This window comes from Marinifilum sp. D714, assembly GCF_030851345.1.
In the GTDB taxonomy this organism is placed as follows: domain Bacteria; phylum Bacteroidota; class Bacteroidia; order Bacteroidales; family Marinifilaceae; genus Marinifilum.
Map to the genome: position 1 here is coordinate 123,605 of NZ_JALPNU010000005.1, position 20,368 is coordinate 143,972.

Annotated in this window: 15 protein-coding genes and 1 pseudogene; 1 reads left to right on the forward strand and 15 read right to left on the reverse strand. The window is 36.4% G+C overall.

Features of this window, described 5'->3' with window-relative positions; all coding sequences use genetic code 11:
* Positions 1-6: 6 nt before the first annotated feature.
* From M0051_RS07355 to M0051_RS07415, 14 genes and pseudogenes are all read right to left on the reverse strand, one after another.
* Complete coding sequence (locus M0051_RS07355; protein ID WP_306740888.1) at positions 7-1,272, reverse strand: O-antigen ligase; 1,266 nt, start codon at positions 1,270-1,272, stop codon at positions 7-9.
* Positions 1,269-2,228, reverse strand: coding sequence for a hypothetical protein (locus M0051_RS07360; RefSeq protein ID WP_306740889.1), 960 nt, complete (start codon positions 2,226-2,228; stop codon positions 1,269-1,271). Before M0051_RS07360 ends, M0051_RS07355 begins: the two co-directional genes overlap by 4 nt.
* 3 nt (positions 2,229-2,231) lie before the next feature.
* Positions 2,232-3,437: an acetyl-CoA carboxylase biotin carboxylase subunit family protein gene (locus M0051_RS07365; protein ID WP_306740890.1), complete on the reverse strand. Its 1,206-nt coding sequence runs from the start codon at positions 3,435-3,437 to the stop codon at positions 2,232-2,234.
* A gap of 19 nt (positions 3,438-3,456) precedes the next feature.
* Positions 3,457-4,221 carry a WbqC family protein gene (locus M0051_RS07370; protein ID WP_306740891.1) on the reverse strand — a complete coding sequence of 255 codons (765 nt, stop codon included), beginning with the start codon at positions 4,219-4,221 and terminating at the stop codon, positions 3,457-3,459.
* A 6-nt stretch (positions 4,222-4,227) separates the two neighbouring features.
* Positions 4,228-5,190, reverse strand: a complete 963-nt coding sequence (locus M0051_RS07375) for a glycosyltransferase (protein ID WP_306740892.1) — start codon at positions 5,188-5,190, stop codon at positions 4,228-4,230.
* A 9-nt stretch (positions 5,191-5,199) separates the two neighbouring features.
* Positions 5,200-6,384 carry a DegT/DnrJ/EryC1/StrS aminotransferase family protein gene (locus tag M0051_RS07380; protein WP_306740893.1) on the reverse strand — a complete coding sequence of 395 codons (1,185 nt, stop codon included), beginning with the start codon at positions 6,382-6,384 and terminating at the stop codon, positions 5,200-5,202.
* Positions 6,363-7,823, reverse strand: coding sequence for an MOP flippase family protein (locus M0051_RS07385; RefSeq protein WP_306740894.1), 1,461 nt, complete (start codon positions 7,821-7,823; stop codon positions 6,363-6,365). Before M0051_RS07385 ends, M0051_RS07380 begins: the two co-directional genes overlap by 22 nt.
* A 12-nt stretch (positions 7,824-7,835) precedes the next feature.
* A complete protein-coding gene (gene wecB / locus M0051_RS07390) occupies positions 7,836-9,059 on the reverse strand; it encodes a non-hydrolyzing UDP-N-acetylglucosamine 2-epimerase (protein WP_306740895.1) in 1,224 nt (407 codons plus the stop codon).
* 43 nt (positions 9,060-9,102) lie between these two features.
* A complete protein-coding gene (gene wecC / locus M0051_RS07395; protein WP_306740896.1) occupies positions 9,103-10,383 on the reverse strand; it encodes a UDP-N-acetyl-D-mannosamine dehydrogenase in 1,281 nt (426 codons plus the stop codon).
* A 34-nt stretch (positions 10,384-10,417) separates the two neighbouring features.
* Positions 10,418-10,942 carry a UpxY family transcription antiterminator gene (locus M0051_RS07400; protein WP_306740897.1) on the reverse strand — a complete coding sequence of 175 codons (525 nt, stop codon included), beginning with the start codon at positions 10,940-10,942 and terminating at the stop codon, positions 10,418-10,420.
* 668 nt (positions 10,943-11,610) lie between these two features.
* Positions 11,611-12,606, reverse strand: coding sequence for a phosphate acyltransferase (locus tag M0051_RS19760; protein ID WP_373568307.1), 996 nt, complete (start codon positions 12,604-12,606; stop codon positions 11,611-11,613).
* 39 nt (positions 12,607-12,645) lie between these two features.
* Positions 12,646-13,869, reverse strand: a pseudogene (locus M0051_RS19765) (malic enzyme-like NAD(P)-binding protein); the annotation flags it as partial.
* 699 nt (positions 13,870-14,568) lie between these two features.
* Entirely contained in the window at positions 14,569-15,840 is a 1,272-nt protein-coding gene (locus M0051_RS07410; RefSeq protein ID WP_306740899.1) for a S41 family peptidase, read from the reverse strand.
* A gap of 165 nt (positions 15,841-16,005) precedes the next feature.
* Entirely contained in the window at positions 16,006-18,099 is a 2,094-nt protein-coding gene (locus M0051_RS07415; protein ID WP_306740900.1) for a DUF262 domain-containing protein, read from the reverse strand.
* A 506-nt stretch (positions 18,100-18,605) separates the two neighbouring features.
* Here M0051_RS07415 and M0051_RS07420 point away from each other — a divergent pair.
* Entirely contained in the window at positions 18,606-19,370 is a 765-nt protein-coding gene (locus M0051_RS07420; RefSeq protein ID WP_306740901.1) for a hypothetical protein, read from the forward strand.
* 320 nt (positions 19,371-19,690) lie between these two features.
* On the opposite strand, the gene M0051_RS07425 is transcribed toward M0051_RS07420, so the two are convergent.
* A complete protein-coding gene (locus M0051_RS07425; RefSeq protein ID WP_306740902.1) occupies positions 19,691-20,365 on the reverse strand; it encodes a peptidoglycan DD-metalloendopeptidase family protein in 675 nt (224 codons plus the stop codon).
* Between the last annotated feature and the right edge of the window lie 3 nt (positions 20,366-20,368).

Below are 20,368 nucleotides of genomic sequence, written 5' to 3' on the forward strand. Positions count from 1 at the left end.
GTGATCTTATCTTTTATAAAAAGGATATGAGGGCTTCATGTTTTTGAAAATGTCAGATTTCCTTTTAAAATCGATATAACGATTTACTCTTGATTCAATCAAAACAATTCCAATGTAGATGGAAAGAAATACATCCACCAGAAAATAATTGGCTTGTTGAGTAGCCAAACAAGATAGAAACATAAAAAACATCGCCATGGTTAATTGATTGTGACTACTTTCTGCCCCTGCAATGGCCCTGTAGAGTGTTATTAAAAATAACATATACAAAACGAAACCAATAATTCCATTATCAACTAAGGTTTGAATAAATCCATTGTGAGCAAACAAAGGCATGCCATCCTTCTTTTCGTATCGCCGCTGCGACTCTTCCATTCCCATACCAAATAAATAGGTCACAAAATTACTCTGATACAGATTGGTAAGGTAAATCTCAGCAATTTGCAATCGCCCTGATCCAACTGTTTCATAGGCCGACTTGTCCTCCTGTCCTGCTCTATCGTCCATGATCCTTCTTCGGAATCCTTCATTGGTTTGAAACAATACCGACAAGCCGATTGCCATCAGCACTCCAAAAGCTGCAATTTTCCCTAAATTTTTAAAAGATACTTTTCTGGCAAACAATACGATAACACCAACCAAAAACATCATCCAACCTGTTCTTGTATAGGTTTTAAAAAGAAAAAATACACCTATAATCAGTATGGGAATCACAACAAGGTTCACTCTAAAATTCCCTCTTTTGTTAGCCACAAAGTCAAGAAGAACAACACTTGCAACTGCCAATACTGCAGACGAATAATGTGGTGCTCCCAGCATTCCAATCAATCCGTCAATTTGTGTGTCTTCCATCCACAACATAGTGGTTACTGGCGCTGCAAACACACCAAAATAATATGGTATATTGCACACTATAAAAAAGGCTGCCATGTAAACTGGAACCAACCTTAACTTTTTTAAAGCAGTTGCGCTATTAATGTTTAGGTAAATCCAATGAATAAATACTGGAATGGTTAGGTACTTTATAAAATTGATAATTGAGTCTACTGGAAACTTAAAGAATGATACATTCACCAAATTCTTAGCTGCAAACAAATAAGCCAAAATCAAGAATGCATATCCTGTTTTTTGACCCACTACTCTTGATATCAAGAACAATAGTAAAGGTAGTTTCCATAAATAAACCAACTCCTGTCCACCTACTGTATATCCTTTTAGGTAAAAAGCTACAAAAAAGATGAGAAACCAGAATGCGATTTCGATATACTTCATTGTTTCAACAATTGTATGATCAGTTTACAAATCCTATCCATATCTAATAATCCATAGCGCTGATCAACAGGAAGTGGAATCAGATATTTGGCTAATTTGTATTCCAGCTTATCTGATTTTATATTTTGGATTACACTTGGCCAACAACTTGCAGTATATATTTCCTGTAGCATCAACTCTTTTCGCAAATCATCATGTTCCAGATAAAAAGGATAAACCATTGGTCCATCAATATCCGTATCATTAATGCTTAATCCATTATAAGCTTTCAACTTTAAGTGTAGATATTGAAAATTACGATTCCTTCTACTTTTAACTGCAGCATAGTCAATGCTGGAAAGAATTCTGTAGGTCAAATCCGACATCAACTTTATCTCTTGTCCACACAAATATTCTTCATTTCTCTTAAATGCCGGATATCCATCATTAGGACCATTCTCCAGTCTTCGTAGCAAGTGCTCACTTCTTTTCCAGGATACTTCTTGCTTAAAATCCATGTATGGTGCACTATCGGTACTCAAATAAGCTCCATCACTTACACCAAAAAACTTTCTTGCCGAATAAAAGGTATCAAAACCTTGCACTGGGGCTTCAAAAAAAGCCTGAGAATTGTCCACTATTAAATTGTGCATGCCCCTTGTCAAAAAGTTAACATATCTCCCTTTTAACCCAAAGTAATTGATTACCAAAAAGGCTTCATCCTTATCAGGATAAATGCGTTGATCGGATTCTAACTGCATATTAATTGGATACTTCTCATATTCCAACCCCAATTTTAAAATGGGTTCCATAATTGCATCACAAGAATATTCCGGCAAATAGATTTTTTTATAGGAACGAGCTCTTAAGATGTATTCCAAGCAGTTTCGTCCGGTATTCAAACGAATTAAATTCGGATAGTACTCCGATTCGAATCGGTTCTCCAACTCGAAATATCCACCAATCGCCCTAACCATAACTTATTCGAGTTCAACTGATATAAATTCTTCAATCTTATCCATCATCTTGTTGCGTATCTCAAGGTTCGGAAATTCGAGCAGACCAATTCCTACTGTACAGTTCGAACCCTTGAATTTGAAGACATCTTCTCCCTTTTTAACCATCAACCTGATGTCAAGAACATAGTCGCTTATATTTTCATGAACTTTAATCGATTTAAATTTTCCATCCTTATTGGAATGAATCACATATGTCGTGTAAAACTTATCAATATCCTTACGGTTGTGTATTTTTGGTTCTTCTCCCATACAAGCATCCACACTCATTTTAATCATATCTACATTACTGGCACACTTGATGATGTCCGGTATGCAATTGCCACCGTTTCTTGCGCCAATCTCAATTAAATACACCTCATCACTTTCATCAACAATTACCTCAATATTAAAGCCGCCAAACTTTATTTTCAGCAAATCAATAGCTCGCTGCAACTCCGATTGAATTTTAGCATGAATGTGTTCTGGTAACAAGGATGGATAATTTATACTGGAAGGAACAAATGGGTTTACCTCAACATCATTCCTCTGATCTCCCAGGTAATAGGCAATAATTTTACCATCATACACAAAAACATCTCCATCCAATTGCGGATATTTCTTCTCTATAAACTCTTCTACAATAAACCTTTTACATCGGGAAAATTTCATGGCATAATCAATTGCCTTATCCATTTGCCAAAAATCTTTTACTGCACTTATGCCTTTACTCCCACTAGAATCAACTGGCTTTACAATTATAGGATATTTGAACTCATCGCTGGAACCTGCAAAATCTTTCAAGCTTCCATATGCTCCATACGATGGAGTATTAAAATTCTTTAATCTTAAAAAACTTTTATACAAATCCTTTTCCGATAGCGTTTTAACCGATTTGTAAGAATTTCCTGGCAAACCCATTTTCTCTGCTACAAAAGCTGCGGTAGGTGCTGCCGGATCTGATGCATAAGCCAAAATCCCATCTATTTCTAACTTTCGTCCCAATTTTAAAACTGCCTTCAGATCCGTGGTGCTAACATTATAAAACTCATCGGAATATTTGTGTCCAGGATTATCTGGATTATAATCACAAGTAATCACATGATACCCCTTTGACTTTGCATATTTTATGCACGGAATTTGAAAGGATGTTCCTCCAAGAATTAGTATTTTCTTTTTTTGATTTTGCATGATGTCATCAGAAATTTATTCATCCGATATCGAAATTATTCAACAATTCAATTACCGAAGATTTATCATTAAACATCAACACATCAATAATTGAAAGGTATGGAACAAAATCATTTTCAAATTGCTTATAATTCACTATTCCCGATTCTATAAACCCCAATTCGATCCCATGTTTTGCAAAGTAATCTTTGTGGTAAAGAGATTTTCCTCCAACCGGATTGATATAAGTATCACATTCTAGCATTTTACTTATACAAATCAATCTATCAGCTTTTGCCTGACCTTTTGTTTGGCAAAACTCTTCGGATGATTTCACCCAGTTCAAATCCAAATTTATATACCTGAAAATAGCAAGAATACTTGCAATGGCAAGGTCTCCTATGCTTGAATACTCATCTACAAAAACAGATTCAATTACATCTTTAACCTCTGCATAATAAGGTGCTTTTTTGTAGGCTGCTTCTAATTGCTGACGAAATTTTTGAATAAACAATTGCTTTTCTACCAGCCTAATTTCATTGATTAATTTGTTTTGACTTGCTTTTTGTAATGGAATGGTAAACATGAATTCCTTTCCATTCAAGAGTATTTTGTTTCTGTTGATCCAACCTCTCTTAATATAACTTACATCATCATAAAAAACTACATTCTCAACAGAGTAGAGCAATTGAAAATATCCCAAATAAGGAAATACATATGGTTGTATGATTGCAACACTACCAGGAATGGGAAATTCACAGTTTCTTACCTGCTTCTCCAATCTTTGATACGAACTTGGTCTCATAAGGAATCAAACTACCATTTTAAGTTTTCTACGGGTATTATATACAAAGCAGTACAGTGAATCAAATATTGGATATTGCGAAAGCATAAGGTATGGAAAGTTTTCACCAATCGATGAATCCTTAAAATACTGAAAACATTTTTCTCTTAAATCTCCATCCTTCAAAAATATTGCAAACTTTAGCAATTCACGATGATACATCTTGTTGATAAATGGTTCTAAATCCTTACATCCAAATTTCTTAATGTAATGCCTCTTAATATCATATCGATCACTAAAGAATCTGAAATCTCCCATTACATCTAATCCATGAGTAGCAGAAGTTCCATGAATACGATAGGTAATGGTATCATCCTCTAAATAGTGAACTTTCATTCTTGCTGCAGATTCTATCCACAAAGGGTAATCCCCCATTCTCCAGTTGTGTTTCCTGATTGGTTCTCCTATTCGAATGGACTGTAACAAATCATTTCGCATACAAACCGATGCTGTAGCAATATGATTCCCTCTTATCAAATCTAAAAGAATATTTCCACTTGGCAGAATCTGACCATCCCTAATGCCTTTTAAGAATTTATCTCCTTTTTGACACGAAAAATTGGTGTGAACCAATCCATAATCCGGATTTGCTTCCAGAAAATCAACCTGTTTTTGAAGTTTGTAAGGGTCAGTCCAATAATCATCACCTTCGCAAAAAGCAACATATTTCCCACGGCATGCATCATCGGTTCTTTGATCGTTAACTGTTGCTCCTACATTTTCTTCACTCGTTATTACTCGAATAATATTTGGATATTTTGCAGCATATTCCTGGATTACCTCCATAGTTTTATCCGTACTGCAATCTTCGCCAATAATATATTCGAAATCAAAATCTGTTTTCTGATTCAAGATTCCTTCAATACACTGAGCAATGTATTTCTCATGATTGTAGGTTATGGTTTTTACACTTACCAAGGGCTTATCCATAGGACTCGTTTATTTTTCTTTAGGGAATTTTCTCTTCTCCTTATGGTTTTTCAGAACTTTTACTGATAGTTTATCCGTATCAACTTGTACCATTTCGGAAATAATGGAAATGATCAAATCAACGATCTCGTCTGCCAAATCAGGATACAAAGGCAAGCAAATAATCTGTCTTGATACTTCATAAGCAATATCTAAACCTTTGGCCGAAGGCAATCCTCTATAGGTTGGAAACTCACTTATTAATGGGTAAAAATATCTACGCCCATAAATTCCATGTTTCTTTAATTCTTCAAACAAATCATCTCTACTCCTACCAAACTCCGACTCATCTATGAATATTGGAAAATAGGAATAATTGTAATCCACATCCTGTGGTTCATCCAAATATCTTACTCCAGGAATATTCTCCAATCCTTGCTTGTATTTTTCTGTAATATGCTTACGCCCATCAATTACCGTATCAAAATATTTCAATTGTAACAATCCGTAAGCCGCCTGTAATTCGTTCATTTTTGCGTTAATTCCTGGAGCAACTACGGTGGTTTCGTTTGCAATTCCAAAATTCTTAAGGTAATCCAATCGCTTTTTGGTCTTGATATCATGACAGATTATCGCTCCACCTTCAATGGTATTGAATACCTTGGTAGCATGGAAACTAACAATTGATAAGTCACCATAATTGAGAACACTGGATCCCTTTAATCGAACACCAAAAGCATGAGCTGCATCATAAATCACCTTTAAACCATAGTAATCTGCTAAATCCTGGATCTTGTCTACCTCACAAGGATTACCATATACATGAACCGGAAGAATGGCTGTAGTTGCCGGTGTTATAGCAGCCTCAATTCTCTCTGGGTCCAAATTGCAGTAATCAGGCTCAATATCTACAAAAACAGGTTTGATATCGTTCCACCATAAGGAATGCGTTGTGGCCACAAAGCTATAAGGCGTGGTAATTACCTCTCCCTTTATTCTTAAACACTGAAGCGCAGCCATTAAAGCCAAAGTGCCATTTGCAAACAATACAACATAAGGAACGCCCAGATAGTTTGCCAATGCCTTTTCAAATTCCTGATGATACTTTCCATTATTGGTAAGCCACCTGCTATCCCAAATATCTGCTAATAAAGGAATAAACTCGTTAAGAGGTGGCAATTGTGGTCTTGTTACTAATATTTTACGTTTTTCCATCTTCGTGTCGGTATAATTTCTTTAAGAATTAAAATACCATCGCTAACTGCTTCTTGTTTTGTAGCACAAGCCAATAGTAGGTATGTTCCGATACCTGCTAGTATCTGAAAAGAGAGTGAAAGAATCTGATTTTGTATCAACCAACCAATGCTCATAACTGCAGCAGTCACAAGTGTGATTAAAAAGGTTTGACTTACGTCTTTAATTTGGTCTATGGTTGAGTAGGAAATTAATTTCCCGGTATAATACGCATTGATAAAAAAGCTTATGAAAGAGGTTACAATTTGTCCAACAACTAATCCCATAATACCCCATTGCAAACCAATAACAATTGCCAATACGACAAATACTTTTTTAATGATTTCCAGGTAGAGAAATAAATCTGATCGTCCTTTTACCTTAAGAATGTTCAAGTTTGAAGAATGCAATGTGTACATCATTCCAGCTATACACAAGAGTTGAAAATAAGGAACAGAAGGCATCCATTTTGCACCCAAAACAATTGAGAATAGCGGTTCGGCCATTACAGCCAGTCCAATCATCAAAGGAAAATTGATAAAGACCAAAAGCTTAATGAGTTTTCTGAATCCCATTCGAAGGCGTTCATTCTCATCCTGAATTTTAGAAAAAGCAGGAAATGTGACGTTGCCAACAACCTGCGCTAAAGTAGCAACGGGTACTTGCTGAAACTTTTTGGCTTGATGGTAAAAGCCTAATGCTGTTGCTGAAAACATTCTACCAATTACCAACAAATAAATGTTTTCAAATGTCTGACTAATCAATCCAGACAGTAACAATTTCGATCCAAAATTGAATAAACCTTTAAATGATTTGATTGAAAAAACCATACTTGGTCGCCAGGAACTCCTGATCCAAAACAATAGGGTTCTAAATACATATATACCCATTACCTGTGCAGCCAAAGCCCATACTCCAAAATTCAATAATGCCAAACTAATTCCCAATACTGCAGACAGAATATTTGCTGCTACAACCACTTGTGCAATGGCTTTAAAATTCATTTCGATCTTGAATTTCACAAACTGAATCAAGCCAAAAGAGTTGATCACCAAAATCAAACAAACTACTCTTGTAAGATCTACTAGTTCCGGAGTTCTAAAAAAATCAGCAATTAGTGGAGCTGCAAAAAACAATATCAGATACAAAACAATTCCAATGCTGATATTAAAGAAGAACACAGTAGAAAAATCTGTCTGATCTGCATTCTTTTTCTGAATCAAAGCATTGTCAAAACCACTATCAATAAAAGCCTGCGATACCGCGATAAAAATGGCAAGCATCCCAAGTAAACCAAAATCCCGGGGCTCTAACAATCTGGCCAAAATAATTTGCGATATCAAAAGGATAAATTGACTCCCAAACTTTTCCAAAAAGCTCCAGAAAACACCTTTTATGGTCTTGCTCTTTAAATCAGACATGCTTTTGTAAAGCTAGGCAACAATACGTTCCCGAATGGATGATGCTTTTTTCAATTCCTGTACAATCCGGATGCAAGCTTTCCCATCACCATATGGATTGATGGCCTGAGCCATTTTTCGATAAGTTGCATCTTCAAGAAACAACAAGTCAACCGATTCTATGATTTTCTGAGAGTCAGTGCCAACCAACTTTACTGTGCCAGCGGTTAAAGCTTCTGGTCTTTCGGTTGTATCTCTCATTACAAGAACTGGTTTGCCCAAGAAAGGAGCTTCTTCTTGTATGCCTCCCGAATCTGTAAGTATCAAGTATGATAAATCCATCAGGTAAACAAATGGCAGATAATCAATCGGATCAATCAAGAAAATATTGTTATTTGTCTTGCCTTCCGAATCTGCTCCTTGTCCTAAAATATCATAAACTGGTTTTTGAACATTTGGATTCAAATGAACCGGATACACAAAATCCACTTCAGGATGTTTCTCAGCCAAAAACTTAATTGACTCACATATATTTAGAAATCCTCTTCCAAAATTTTCTCTTCTATGTCCAGTTATCAGTACCATTTTACGGGTTCTATATACCCACTCTGCAACTCGACCTGTAGAAATTCCTTTGGCTTGCAAAACATTCACAATATCCATAACCACTTTCGAAGAGCGATGTATTTTTGTTAGCGTAAGCTGAAGCGCATCAATCACAGTATTGCCAGTAACTACAATTCTGCTTTTTGAAATTCCTTCATCCATTAAATTCTTTTGTGCCATTATGGTTGGTGCAAAGTGCCATTGAGCCAAACGACCCGTAATTTGTCGATTTGCTTCTTCGGGCCAAGGAGAATATAAATTATTGGTACGCAAACCTGCCTCGATATGAGCCACAGGAATTTGCTGATAATAGGCCGCCAAGGCCGTTGTGGAGGATGTGGTAGTATCGCCGTGAACCAGAACCAAATCAGGATCAGCCACTTTTAATACATCTCTCATACCAATTAATACACGACTGGTAACATCATATAAATCCTGGCCTGATTTCATGATTTGTAAATCATATTCAGGTACGATTTCGAAAAGATTCAAGACCTGATCCAACATCTCGCGGTGTTGACCCGTAACGCAAACTATGGTTTCGAACTGCTCCGGATATTTCTGAAACTCCTTCACCAGGGGAGCCATTTTAATGGCTTCTGGCCGAGTTCCAAAAACCAACAGTACTCTATATTTATTATTCTCACTCATATGCTTAATCATTAGATGGTAGAAAAGTTAAAGTTGTATAATCTTACTTATTCCGTTTTTTCTCCTTTGGCTTAAGAATCTCTATCGGAATTTCATTAAAGGTTTTCTCCTGATGATTGGTAACTCCACAGAAATCAAGAATTACTTTCTCATCGGAAAAAGGAAGGTTTTTGAACTCATTGTGTGCCACCAAATAAACAATCATATCAGCCATATCGAAAGCAATCTGGTAATCACAAATCTGGAAACTTGAATGTTCTTCAATATTTGGTTCAACAATTAAATAATCATCCTGATGCGATTGCGTAATTTTATTGGCGATATACATTGCAGGCGATTCTCTTAAATCATCAATATTGGGTTTAAAAGCCAATCCCATTATTGCTATTTTTGGCTCATATCCGCGATCCAATTGGAATTGCAATCGTACATTTTTAATTTTCTCTACACACCAAAATGCCTTGTAATTATTTATTTCTCGTGCTTTTCCAATGATTTGACTCTCCAAAGGATACTCAGAAACAATAAAGTAAGGATCAACAGCAATGCAATGACCACCTACTCCGCACCCCGGACTTAAAATATTCACCCTCGGATGCTTGTTGGCCAATTCAATTAATTCCCAAACATTGATCCCCGCTTTATCACAAATCACTGAGAGTTCGTTGGCAAATGCGATTTGAACGTCTCGAGAAGAATTCTCAACCAACTTACACATTTCGGCGGTTCGAGAGTTTGTTTTGTGAAGTTCACCTACCACAAAGTTTCGGAAGAATTCGCATGCCATTTCTGTTGACATTTCATCAATCCCACCAATTACCCTATCGTTATGCTCCAACTCATAAATGATATTCCCTGGAAGTACACGCTCCGGACAATAGGCGATAAATAATCTATCTTTCAAATCAGGGCGCTTGACATATATTAGATCTCGCACCTTCTCGGTAGTTCCAACCGGTGAAGTGGATTCTATAATGAATAAATCTCCTTCTTTAAGCAATGGAATTGCCGCATTGGTAGCATCCAACACATAGGAAATATCTGGTTCGTGGTTGCCTTTAAAAGGAGTTGGAACCGCAATGGTATAAACATCTGCCTCCTGAACTTCTGTATGAGCGGAAAGTAAATTATCTTCTACAACCTGATGCACCAACTCATCTAAATCGGGTTCTACAATAATAATTTCACCCAAATTTACTGCCTCTACTACTTTTGGATTTACATCTACTCCTTGAACACGAATCCCACTTCTAGCAATAAGTGAGGCCGTAGGAAGCCCGATATACCCCAATCCAATTGTGGTAACTACTTTAAACTTACTCATAAATTTTCTGATTTATGCGATACTGTAACCAGTATCAAGCGACGGGTTGAACTTGTTTAATCTTGTCTAACGAAATATCAGTATAAACACAAGTTCCCAAAGAATCGAATCGAATAACAATACGATCCTTGCCTTTTATTTGTATGATCTCGCCCTTAATTCCTTTGAAAGGACCACCCATTATCTCTACCAATTCTCCTTTTTCCAGATTCTCATGACTTAAATCTACTTTGCGATTTTCATCATCCAGAAAAATTCGAAGGGCCTGAATCTGATGTTCAGGTATGGGCACAGCTTTGCCACCAAAAGTTACATATCCAACAGCGTAAACAGAATTGATTACGTTGTAATACTCCCTTTCACTGACTTTCACAAACAAATAAGATCGAATCAATGGCTCTTCAACCCACTTGGTTCGATCGCTCCACTGACGAAGCTCTTTTTTTAAAGGAAGGTAGCACTCAATATTCTTTGAGCACAATTCTTTGTACAGCCTCTTTTCTGCACGCGATTTGGTATAAATCGCGTGCCAAAGATAAGGCCTTTTTAAAGCTTGCATGGTTGATTGAGTTTAAGGTTTATACTCGTGAATTAAAAGATCTTGCCTCTAATATGATTCTGGTTGAAGGGTGGTTGAAGCCCTAAAATCATTTTATCAGCGTATAGCGCTCTGGTTTATATCATATGATGTCTCGGCACAGCTTCGCTTCCTCGGTCACAGAAACATTTATGCCGATTCATTTTTTAAGCATTAAAATTCGAAAAAGCTCAAAGCTTTTTCTGGGCGGATGATAGTTATTTGGGTAGTAATTCATTTTATTACATAAAGCTGGGTCGTATCTTCATGTAAACCGCAAAAACACCAGACTTTTCCTTCTCACATTTTCGAAACGGTAAATAAAATTTCGTAAGATTTTCTGAGTTGAACAAATATACTCCTCTATTACTTAGATTGAGTCTAAGTAATTTTGGTAAGAGTACATTCTCGCATGATCAACCTACACTTTCACCTGACTATCAATAGATAAGAAAAATTAAACACACTATGTTGTTTTATTTTTTCTTAAACTATATGTGTATTAACAATTCTTAAACCCACTATTTATCACGACTTTAGACCGTTTATCCATAATATTTTTCAAATAAGATTCAAACGGTTTGAAAATAAAAACCTGTTAGAAATGGATATTCCAACAGGTTTAAATAATATTAATGGGCCAAATCACTTTACTGTGCATCTACCACCGCAATGGTTACCATATTTACAATCTCGCGAACCGAACTTTCCAATGGTACAATATGAATGGATTTATTCATGCCCAAAAGAATTGGACCAATGGCCTCGGCACCACCGATTTCCTGCATCATCTTATAGGCAATATTACCAGAACTCAGATTTGGAAAAATAACCGTATTCACCCTACGCAATCCCAATTTTGAGAAAGGAAACATTTTGGTTCTTAACTCAGAATTTAAAGCAAAATTCATTTGAATATCACCATCTACAATCAACTCTGGATGTTCGTGATGCAGCATCTCAACTGCTTTTTGCACTCGAACGGGACTGCCATCACGAATTGAACCAAAATTGGAATAAGAAACCATTGCAATTACTGGCTCAATATTAAACTTACGGACTGCCTCTGCGGTAAGCAATGTGGTATCCACCAAAGTTTTAGCATCAGGACGTGGATTTACCGTTGTATCCGAGAAGAATATTGGACCTTGCCTGGTCATCAATAAATACATACCAGCAATATGATTGATATCAGCCTTAATACCAACCGTTTGAATTGCAGGTTTTATGGTATCGGCATATTTGGATGTTGAGCCACTAATAAAGGCATCGGCCTCACCAGTTTCTACCATCATGGCACCAAAATAATTACGATTGGTCATTTTATCAACCGCCTCGTTGTAAGTAAGTCCTTTTCGGTTGCGCTTTCGGAACAATATTTTAGCATACTCTTCTCTTCTTGATCGCTCTTCCGCCCCTCTCCAATTGATAATTGGTACACCATCCAGATCCAAATCATTCTCTCGAATTACTTTGTGGATGTGCTCAGGATTACCCAAAAGTATTGGCACTGCAATACCCTCTTGAAGCACTGTTTGTGCAGCTTTTAGCACTTTAAAATTAGCCCCTTCGGCAAATACAACACGTTTCGGATTTCGTTTGGCTTTATCAGTTAAAGCTCGCAGCAACTTGTTGTCCCTACCCAATCTTTGTTCCAGCAGAGTTTTGTACTCCTCCCAATTGTGAATTGGAGATTTTGCAATACCAGAATCCATAGCAGCCTTGGCCACAGCAGGAGCAACCACAGTCAGCAATCGTGGATCCAGAGGTTTTGGAATAATGTAATCCTTACCATAGCTAAGATTCATTTCGTGATAAGCCGTGTTTACAATATCAGGAACATCCTCTTTGGCCAGTTTTGCCAATGCTTTAACGGCAGCAATCTTCATTTCCTCATTGATACCCGTTGCTTTAACATCTAATGCGCCACGGAAAATGAATGGGAATCCCAGCACATTGTTTACCTGGTTTGGATGATCCGATCGACCGGTTGCCATTACCAAATCCTTGCGTGTTTTCATTGCCAGTTCGTAGGCGATTTCAGGATTAGGATTGGCCAGTGCAAATACAATGGGTCTATCAGCCATTTTTTGCACCATACTTGGTTTAAGCACATTGGCTACCGATAATCCCAAAAACATATCGGCTCCATCCATGGCATCTTCCAGGGTTTTCACATTAACCGATGTAGCAAATTCCTTTTTGATATCACTTAAATCAGTGCGCGATTTGTGAATTACCCCTTTGCTATCGAGCATGATGATGTTCTTTTTTTTCACACCCAATGCAATATAAAGGCGAGTGCAGGCAACAGCCGATGCTCCTGCTCCATTCACTACAATTTTTATATCACTTAGCTTTTTCTTTTGTATCTCAACCGCATTCAACAATCCGGCTGCCGATATGATAGCCGTACCATGCTGATCGTCGTGCATGATCGGAATATCCAACTCCTTTTTCAACCTATCCTCAATGGCGAAACATTCTGGTGCTTTAATATCTTCCAGGTTAATTCCTCCAAAAGTAGGAGCAATTCCTTTTACAATTTTCACGAACTCATCTACATCCTTGCTGTCAACCTCAATATCGAATACATCAATATCTGCAAAAATTTTAAACAGCAAGCCCTTCCCTTCCATCACTGGCTTGCCGGCTTCGGCACCAATATCACCCAAGCCCAAAACGGCTGTACCATTCGATATTACAGCTACCAGGTTACCTTTTGCAGTGTACTTGTAAACATCGTTTGGATTTGCCTCGATTTCCAAACAAGGCTCTGCCACCCCTGGAGAGTAAGCAAGCGATAAATCCAATTGTGTGGAATGTGGTTTGGTTGGGATCACCTCGATTTTCCCGGGACGTTTGCCTTCGTGATAACGAAGCGCATCCTCTTTGGTAAATTTTGCCATGATAAGTGTTAGTTAGGGGCAATTGATCGTAGACCAATTGTTGTTTGTTAGTTGTTTTTTGCTTTTGGGTGGAATACCCTTTTAGAGGACTAATAGACGAAGCTATGAGGTACACTCGTAAAACGACTCAACTTCACGGTCCTTTCTTAGGTGGGTTTTACTCTATTAAAATTCCGACATTCTGCCATCAATGGAAAGATGTAAATTCATGTTGTTCAACATGGTTTATAAAACCAGTTAATCATTATACTTTCTTCTGTAATACCGCTCAAGCCACATGGGCTCTTACTTTCTCCATTGATGAGAAAGTAAGCAAAGAATCTACGGCGCACCTACTCGGTGACCCATAACGGCTCAAAAGCGAATAGAAATAGATAGTCTCACTCCTTCCTCGCTCGACAGCATTTCTATTTTACGCTTTCTTCACCTATGGGACCTCACCTGCGTAGCTGATGCCGAAAACTACTAAAATTAAGGGTGCATTTAAAAATTTAGACAGAGGCAATAGATATTAAAAAGAAGAGCTAGAACTGCCACGTTTTTGCAGTATACTCCCCTTCTCCTGCAGGAGAAGGAGGTAGGGAATAAGGTGAGTGCAAACAAAAAAAACCGCCAAAGCATCAAATCTTGTGGCGGTTTCTTAGAGCAATATCATAAAAACATGCCTAGCATCTTTGAGAAGCTTGGCATGTCCCTATACTAAAGGATATCTTTATACGCAAAATCTTGAATCAATACATCAGGCTCAACTCCCTGGTTCAGGTTTGTACCACCATATTGTATAAATTCTTTTGGAGAAACATAGAAAGTGATTTTGGTGTTGGGCAGTTTGTACATCAGAAAATCACCATAGTAGCGTATGTTTTCACCTGTAGCTTTGTTGCCTACAATGGTTCCCAAATGATTCTCTTTAACCACTCCTGCAAAGGTTGCTGCAGCACTATTCGACCGCTCATTAATTAGAACATATACCTCCCCGGTAAAGGCTGATTCCTTGTAGTTGGGTTTGTATGTGTAGGCAGTGCTATCCATGTAAAATAAAGTATCATTAGGCAGTTTATCGATACGAGCATATAATTCAGGGCGCTTTTGCTTGTAGTTTGCTTTCAGTTCCTCGCTTACCCTAATTCCTATGCTTTTGTATTGGGAGTAAGATTTATCCGTTAAATAATTCAGCAAACTATCTACTGCACGACTTCTTCCCCCCGGATTATTTCTAACATCAATAATCAACTGCTTGCTGCCTTTGCTTTTGATCTCTTGGAAAGCATCTTTCAAAAATTGATTGTATTGCTCATCCCCATAAAAAGAGGCAATGCTCATTTTTGCCAGTTGTTGATCATCAGAAAAAGCCAAGCGATACTTCTCTGGATTTTGCCGAGAGCCGTATTTTTTCTTCAATTCGAAGTATTTGGCATTGCTAACTCCATTTATGACAAGCGGCGTATCCTCTCCCATTAACTTTAAGCGATAAACATTGGTTTCGCCATACAAAGCCCAAAAAGACATGGCAAATAACATCTCCACAGATCGATCTCCACATTCCCGATTTTTTATTCCAACCACATTTCTCATGTCCTGCAGGATTTGATCAGAATCAATGTTATTAATGGCCAATATTTGCTTGCCTGCAATGTCATGCGAACGATCTTCAGCAAAATATTCGTTTACATACAACCTATGATCCTTGACTGTTATGGAAAAAGGCATGCCTACACCTCCTCCATCAATCATGTACTTTTTTCTTTCGCTGTATGGGAATGAGATGCCAGTATGAGTATCCTCCAATTCGCCCAACAACTTTGCCATGTGCACATAGAATTGGTTAATCGACATACTATCGGGCATTTGTTTTTCCACAATATTGCCATACAAACTCCATTGTAAAGCGAAAGCCTCATCCAATAACATGGGATGCATTGTTTCCACTTTCTCCTGCATAAAATACAGATCTTCTATCAGTTCTGCCATTTGAAAGTAAGTGGGTTTGTATTTTTGGGCTATTGCGGATTGAAATAGCAGTATAGATATAAGAATTGTTAGGGTTGTTGATTTCATTAAAAAATTATAGTAATTGAACCTTTATTGATTGATGATTAGGTTTAAGTTGATACATAAATTAAATGCTTATTAATGTCAATTGACACTAAATAAAGTCTTCTCACAAATATCTTCACGCCATTTTATATACAACTCATCATCGAAACCAAATTGTTCCAAAGCTAACTTCATCCTACCTATTTTATTTTCATTACTAAGATTTGTTTCAACAAAATAAGTATCATTCAATTCAATGCCTCGTCTCATACCTTCATTTGATTTTGACAATTGGAGTTTCTGGTGTAAATCTGAACTAAAGAAAGTTTCAGGTTGTAATTCTAATAATGTTTTTAACAAGTGAAGATATAAGTCACTAATAGTATGGAAAACTAATTTTTGATCAAAAAGGATAGCGTAATCTAACTTTTTCCCTGTAGAATCCTGAACTTCAAAAATATTAATTTCATCCTCTTTATTTTTAACAGTTGGTAATTCTGGGTATCTCCAAATTTCAATAAATCTTTTAGACAATATTTTATGACGTTCCATTAGTTTATCCACATTCCAAACATCTATTTCAGAAAGATATCGATTCAACCAAAGTCTACTGTATCTATATCCCTGTTCACCTCCATCCTTATTCATATTCTTCTTATTAAGAAACCTTTGATTACCTAATGATCCATTATTTCCAGAAAGAGTAAGGTTTGCCATTGTATTCAAATAATTCTCTTTTAATTCTTGCATCTCTTCTGCTGTCAAGTCATTAAACCAAGAATCATCGGGATTTTGGGGAAATATATGCTCAATAGTAATATTAGAATTACCATCAACCTGAACATACTCCTTATTATTATGATTTTCTAACTTTTCAAGAAAATATAGTCTATTCTTCGATTTTATACTGTAAATATCTTTTTCTTTCAACGTATTAAGAACTTCATTATTTGAAGGGAATCTTTGACTTCCTCTTTTCTTCAATAATGCAAACTCAAGAGATTTAATATAATCTGTTGTATCAATATCTGAGTACAATGTCATAAAAATTTTATTCAAAGCATTAGTTCCAAGCCCAATTATAAACCTTCTCCACGCAAATGACTGAATAATTTCTAAGACTTCTATAAATTCCTCCTTAGTTACAATATCATTTTCATAATCATCATAGACTTGCATTAAAAAAGGATATGAAACATTTACTTCAAGCCTATTTATATATTCAAGATGTTTTCTTATTAGTTTATTAGGTTCATTAATCGGATTCAGAATTTTATTATAATGCTTAACTAACTTTTTTAGTTTTGCTAAATTCTCTTCTAAGGATAAAAGTGTGGAGGTAGGATATTTTAACTTAAACTCCTGATAAACTTTACTTTTATTTGGTATCTTTTTGTTTTCCAAGGTCAAAAAATCTCGAACAAAGCTGGATACTTCACTTGTATTTGTAGAAATAATTTTAGCATTATTCTCTATTACTTCCCAATATTTTTCATATATCTTGATTTGATTAACTCTACTTAAACTCATTAATATATAATTACGAATTAAGTCAGCCTGAGATAATTCTAATCCTGTTGAATTTAAACTTTCAAAAATTCGTTGTGGATCATCTTTATCTCGATCCAAAGATATTTCAACAAACATTAGTTTACTTAAACCTTTAAGAATAACATCCAAATTTTCTGAATCAATTCTTTTTTTAAAAAAATCGTAATTTTCAATTAATCTTGAATAGCTTTTAAACTCCTCATTCTTATCATTCCTTAATAAAAATTTAAGTGCTAAATCATTGTTTTCTGTAGGCCTAAGCTTTAACTTCTCCTCATTTTGAGCAAATTTATTTATTAAATACGTTTCGTTTATTCTATTCTTTAACGCTTCATTTCCTAACTCCTCAGCAAATGCAAATAATGCCACATATAATAAAGTAACAGTTGTTAATCTTTGCTGTCCATCAATTATGGATAACTCCCTTATACCTGATGCATGATATACATCATCATGTACATATACAATACTACCGATAAAGTGAGCGTTCATTTCATTCTTTGTCCCCACTTCAATAATATCCTCAAATAACTGAAGACATTGAGCTGAAGTCCAATCATAATTTCTTTGATACACTGGTATAATGAACTGTGTATCACTTTGAGATAAAAATCGATTTAAATTTATTTCGTTAGCTTTCATATTCTAATATTTACGCTTTTAATAAACCATCCCTAAGTTAACCATATAAACAAAAACACCCAATACCATTTATCAATCCATCCTCATTCCAAATAAGTCCATTCTGAAAGCAACCCACCAATTCGCACTTTACAGATAAATCCATAAAATACAAACACTACAAAACACTTTAATCAGGAATTATAAATTATTTATCATTTATTAAGAATCATTTACTCCACTTCAATACATATTAACTCCAATCATGAACTTTACCATATCAATAACATTTTTTTCAAAGAAATTCAAATTCTCTCTACGCCTTTAAATTCGCAGGAAGAGGTGGAATTCAATACGCAGTATAAACTTAATTCCTTATCAATTAATCATCATATTGTTTTTAATTTTCGATATTGTTTCATAAATTCATTATCGATTTGTCAACCATGAAAGCAAAATAATCAGAGCAGAAATTAATGTAGAAGGATTAGTGCGGAGGAAATTATTAACCTTTAAACATTATTAAAATGTCTGAACAACAAAACTATGACGACAGCTTGGTAGAAATTAAAGCTGTGAAAAACGAAAATGTAAAACATTGCAGTATGCCTGTTGGAATATACATTCAAGAGATTAAAGCAATGATTCATGTGGCAAAAGAAGACTTGCCTTTGTTGACCCCTGTTGGTTATACAGCAGAAAACCTTACCAAACTTGAAGTTCTAACAGGAGCACTTTCTATTGCTCAGGCCATTTGGGATACCCAATTAACGGCGCAGAAAGATGCTCAGAAAAAATGGCAAAAGGATGCACCTGCCATGTTTGAACTAATTCGTGATTTAAATGATAATATGCGTTTTGCATATCGCAAGAACGATGAATTACAAGAAATTCTTGATGAAATAAACGAAGGTGACTCCAACGCAGATGCTGTAATGGACCTATTAAGGCTAGGGACACTAGGAAATAATAATCAAGAACCATTAACAGGTATTGGATTCGATATCGAAAAATGTAATACTGCAATTAGCGAATCGGAACGCATGGGAGCTCTCTTGGCTGAAGTAAACGGCTCGTTGTATGTTGACGATGACAGAAAGGTAATCCGCGACAAAGCATACTCTTTGGTGAAGCAATATGCCGATGATTTGAAGGAATACGGACAATTTGTATTTAGAGACGAAGAGGAACATGCAATGCTTTATTCTAGTAAGTACCTGAGAAACAAGAAAGCTGAATACCGCCGTAAGAAAAAAGAAGAAGAAAATACACAAGAAGAAACAGTAAGTTAATATTCATAAATACGGGTTTTGAGTTTTACACTTGAGAGGGAATCTGCGGATTCCCTCTTTTTTATGGCGGCAAGACAGGAAATAAGATGAAAAAGACAAAAGTAGTTTCCAGTCTTCGGTCTTGGAAAGTGTCAAACCTGTCTTGGAGGCTTCACCCACCTGTCTTTTTGCACCTGCCTCCTGTCTTGGAGAAGGTTCTTCTATGTCTTGGAGCGCCTTACGGCAGTCTTGGAGCTCTTTTTTTGTGTCTTGGAGCAACTGACTGCCTGTCTTGTTGATGTAGGCTTTTGTCTTGCTAAAGCTTTCTATCTATAAAACAATCACTTCAGTTTCAAAATCAAATTGGGATCAGGACAGGTGTTAAGGTAATTTTCGCGATCGGCCTGGTTGGATACGCCTGGAAAATCTCCCTCTCGTCCATTCATATCGGCCATGATTTGAAAATGCAGATGCGTTGGCCAATTGCCATTCTCCTGATCGTTGCCCAGTTCGGCAAACTTCTCACCTTGCTTTATCTCTTGCCCTACACTTTTCCCTTTTAAGGAATCTACAGATAGATGTCCGAAAAGAGTATAGAATGTAGTATTCTCAATACAATGTTCGAGTATGATGGTTGGGCCGTAATCGCCAAAAGCATCGTTGTTTTTAAAGCTATGGATTTTACCATCCAAAGGTGCAGAAAGGCTGGTATTGGCTGCCAACCAAACGTCGGTTCCCAAGTGAATGCTTCGTGCATCTTCTCCCTCGCCAAAGTGTTTGCTCTTGCGATAAATCAGCCTGTCCTCGTTGTATCCGCCAATGGCATATTTGGCGCCAGTCTGCCTTAAGCAATCCGAAATGTATTGCTGCAAAGCCTCCACCGAACTTAAATCGATGGAATACAGGGCTTGATTATCGATGGAAAGATCGAGCTTGTGATGCTTCTCTTGATTTAAGTTGAATGGGAAAATATCGGTAAAGAAGTGTTGATTGTTTTTAAGTAGTTGTGATAACATTAT

Excerpts from the sequence above, each read along its gene's own strand:
- M0051_RS07355 (WP_306740888.1), bottom strand. The coding sequence starts at position 1,272 with ATGAAGTATATCGAAATCGCATTCTGGTTTCTCATCTTTTTTGTAGCT.
- M0051_RS07360 (WP_306740889.1), bottom strand. The coding sequence starts at position 2,228 with ATGGTTAGGGCGATTGGTGGATATTTCGAGTTGGAGAACCGATTCGAA.
- M0051_RS07365 (WP_306740890.1), bottom strand. The coding sequence starts at position 3,437 with ATGCAAAATCAAAAAAAGAAAATACTAATTCTTGGAGGAACATCCTTT.
- M0051_RS07370 (WP_306740891.1), bottom strand. The coding sequence starts at position 4,221 with ATGAGACCAAGTTCGTATCAAAGATTGGAGAAGCAGGTAAGAAACTGT.
- M0051_RS07375 (WP_306740892.1), bottom strand. The coding sequence starts at position 5,190 with ATGGATAAGCCCTTGGTAAGTGTAAAAACCATAACCTACAATCATGAG.
- M0051_RS07380 (WP_306740893.1), bottom strand. The coding sequence starts at position 6,384 with ATGGAAAAACGTAAAATATTAGTAACAAGACCACAATTGCCACCTCTT.
- M0051_RS07385 (WP_306740894.1), bottom strand. The coding sequence starts at position 7,823 with ATGTCTGATTTAAAGAGCAAGACCATAAAAGGTGTTTTCTGGAGCTTT.
- wecB (WP_306740895.1), bottom strand. The coding sequence starts at position 9,059 with ATGAGTGAGAATAATAAATATAGAGTACTGTTGGTTTTTGGAACTCGG.
- wecC (WP_306740896.1), bottom strand. The coding sequence starts at position 10,383 with ATGAGTAAGTTTAAAGTAGTTACCACAATTGGATTGGGGTATATCGGG.
- M0051_RS07400 (WP_306740897.1), bottom strand. The coding sequence starts at position 10,942 with ATGCAAGCTTTAAAAAGGCCTTATCTTTGGCACGCGATTTATACCAAA.
- M0051_RS07410 (WP_306740899.1), bottom strand. The coding sequence starts at position 15,840 with ATGGCAGAACTGATAGAAGATCTGTATTTTATGCAGGAGAAAGTGGAA.
- M0051_RS07415 (WP_306740900.1), bottom strand. The coding sequence starts at position 18,099 with ATGAAAGCTAACGAAATAAATTTAAATCGATTTTTATCTCAAAGTGAT.
- M0051_RS07420 (WP_306740901.1), top strand. The coding sequence starts at position 18,606 with ATGTCTGAACAACAAAACTATGACGACAGCTTGGTAGAAATTAAAGCT.
- M0051_RS07425 (WP_306740902.1), bottom strand. The coding sequence starts at position 20,365 with ATGTTATCACAACTACTTAAAAACAATCAACACTTCTTTACCGATATT.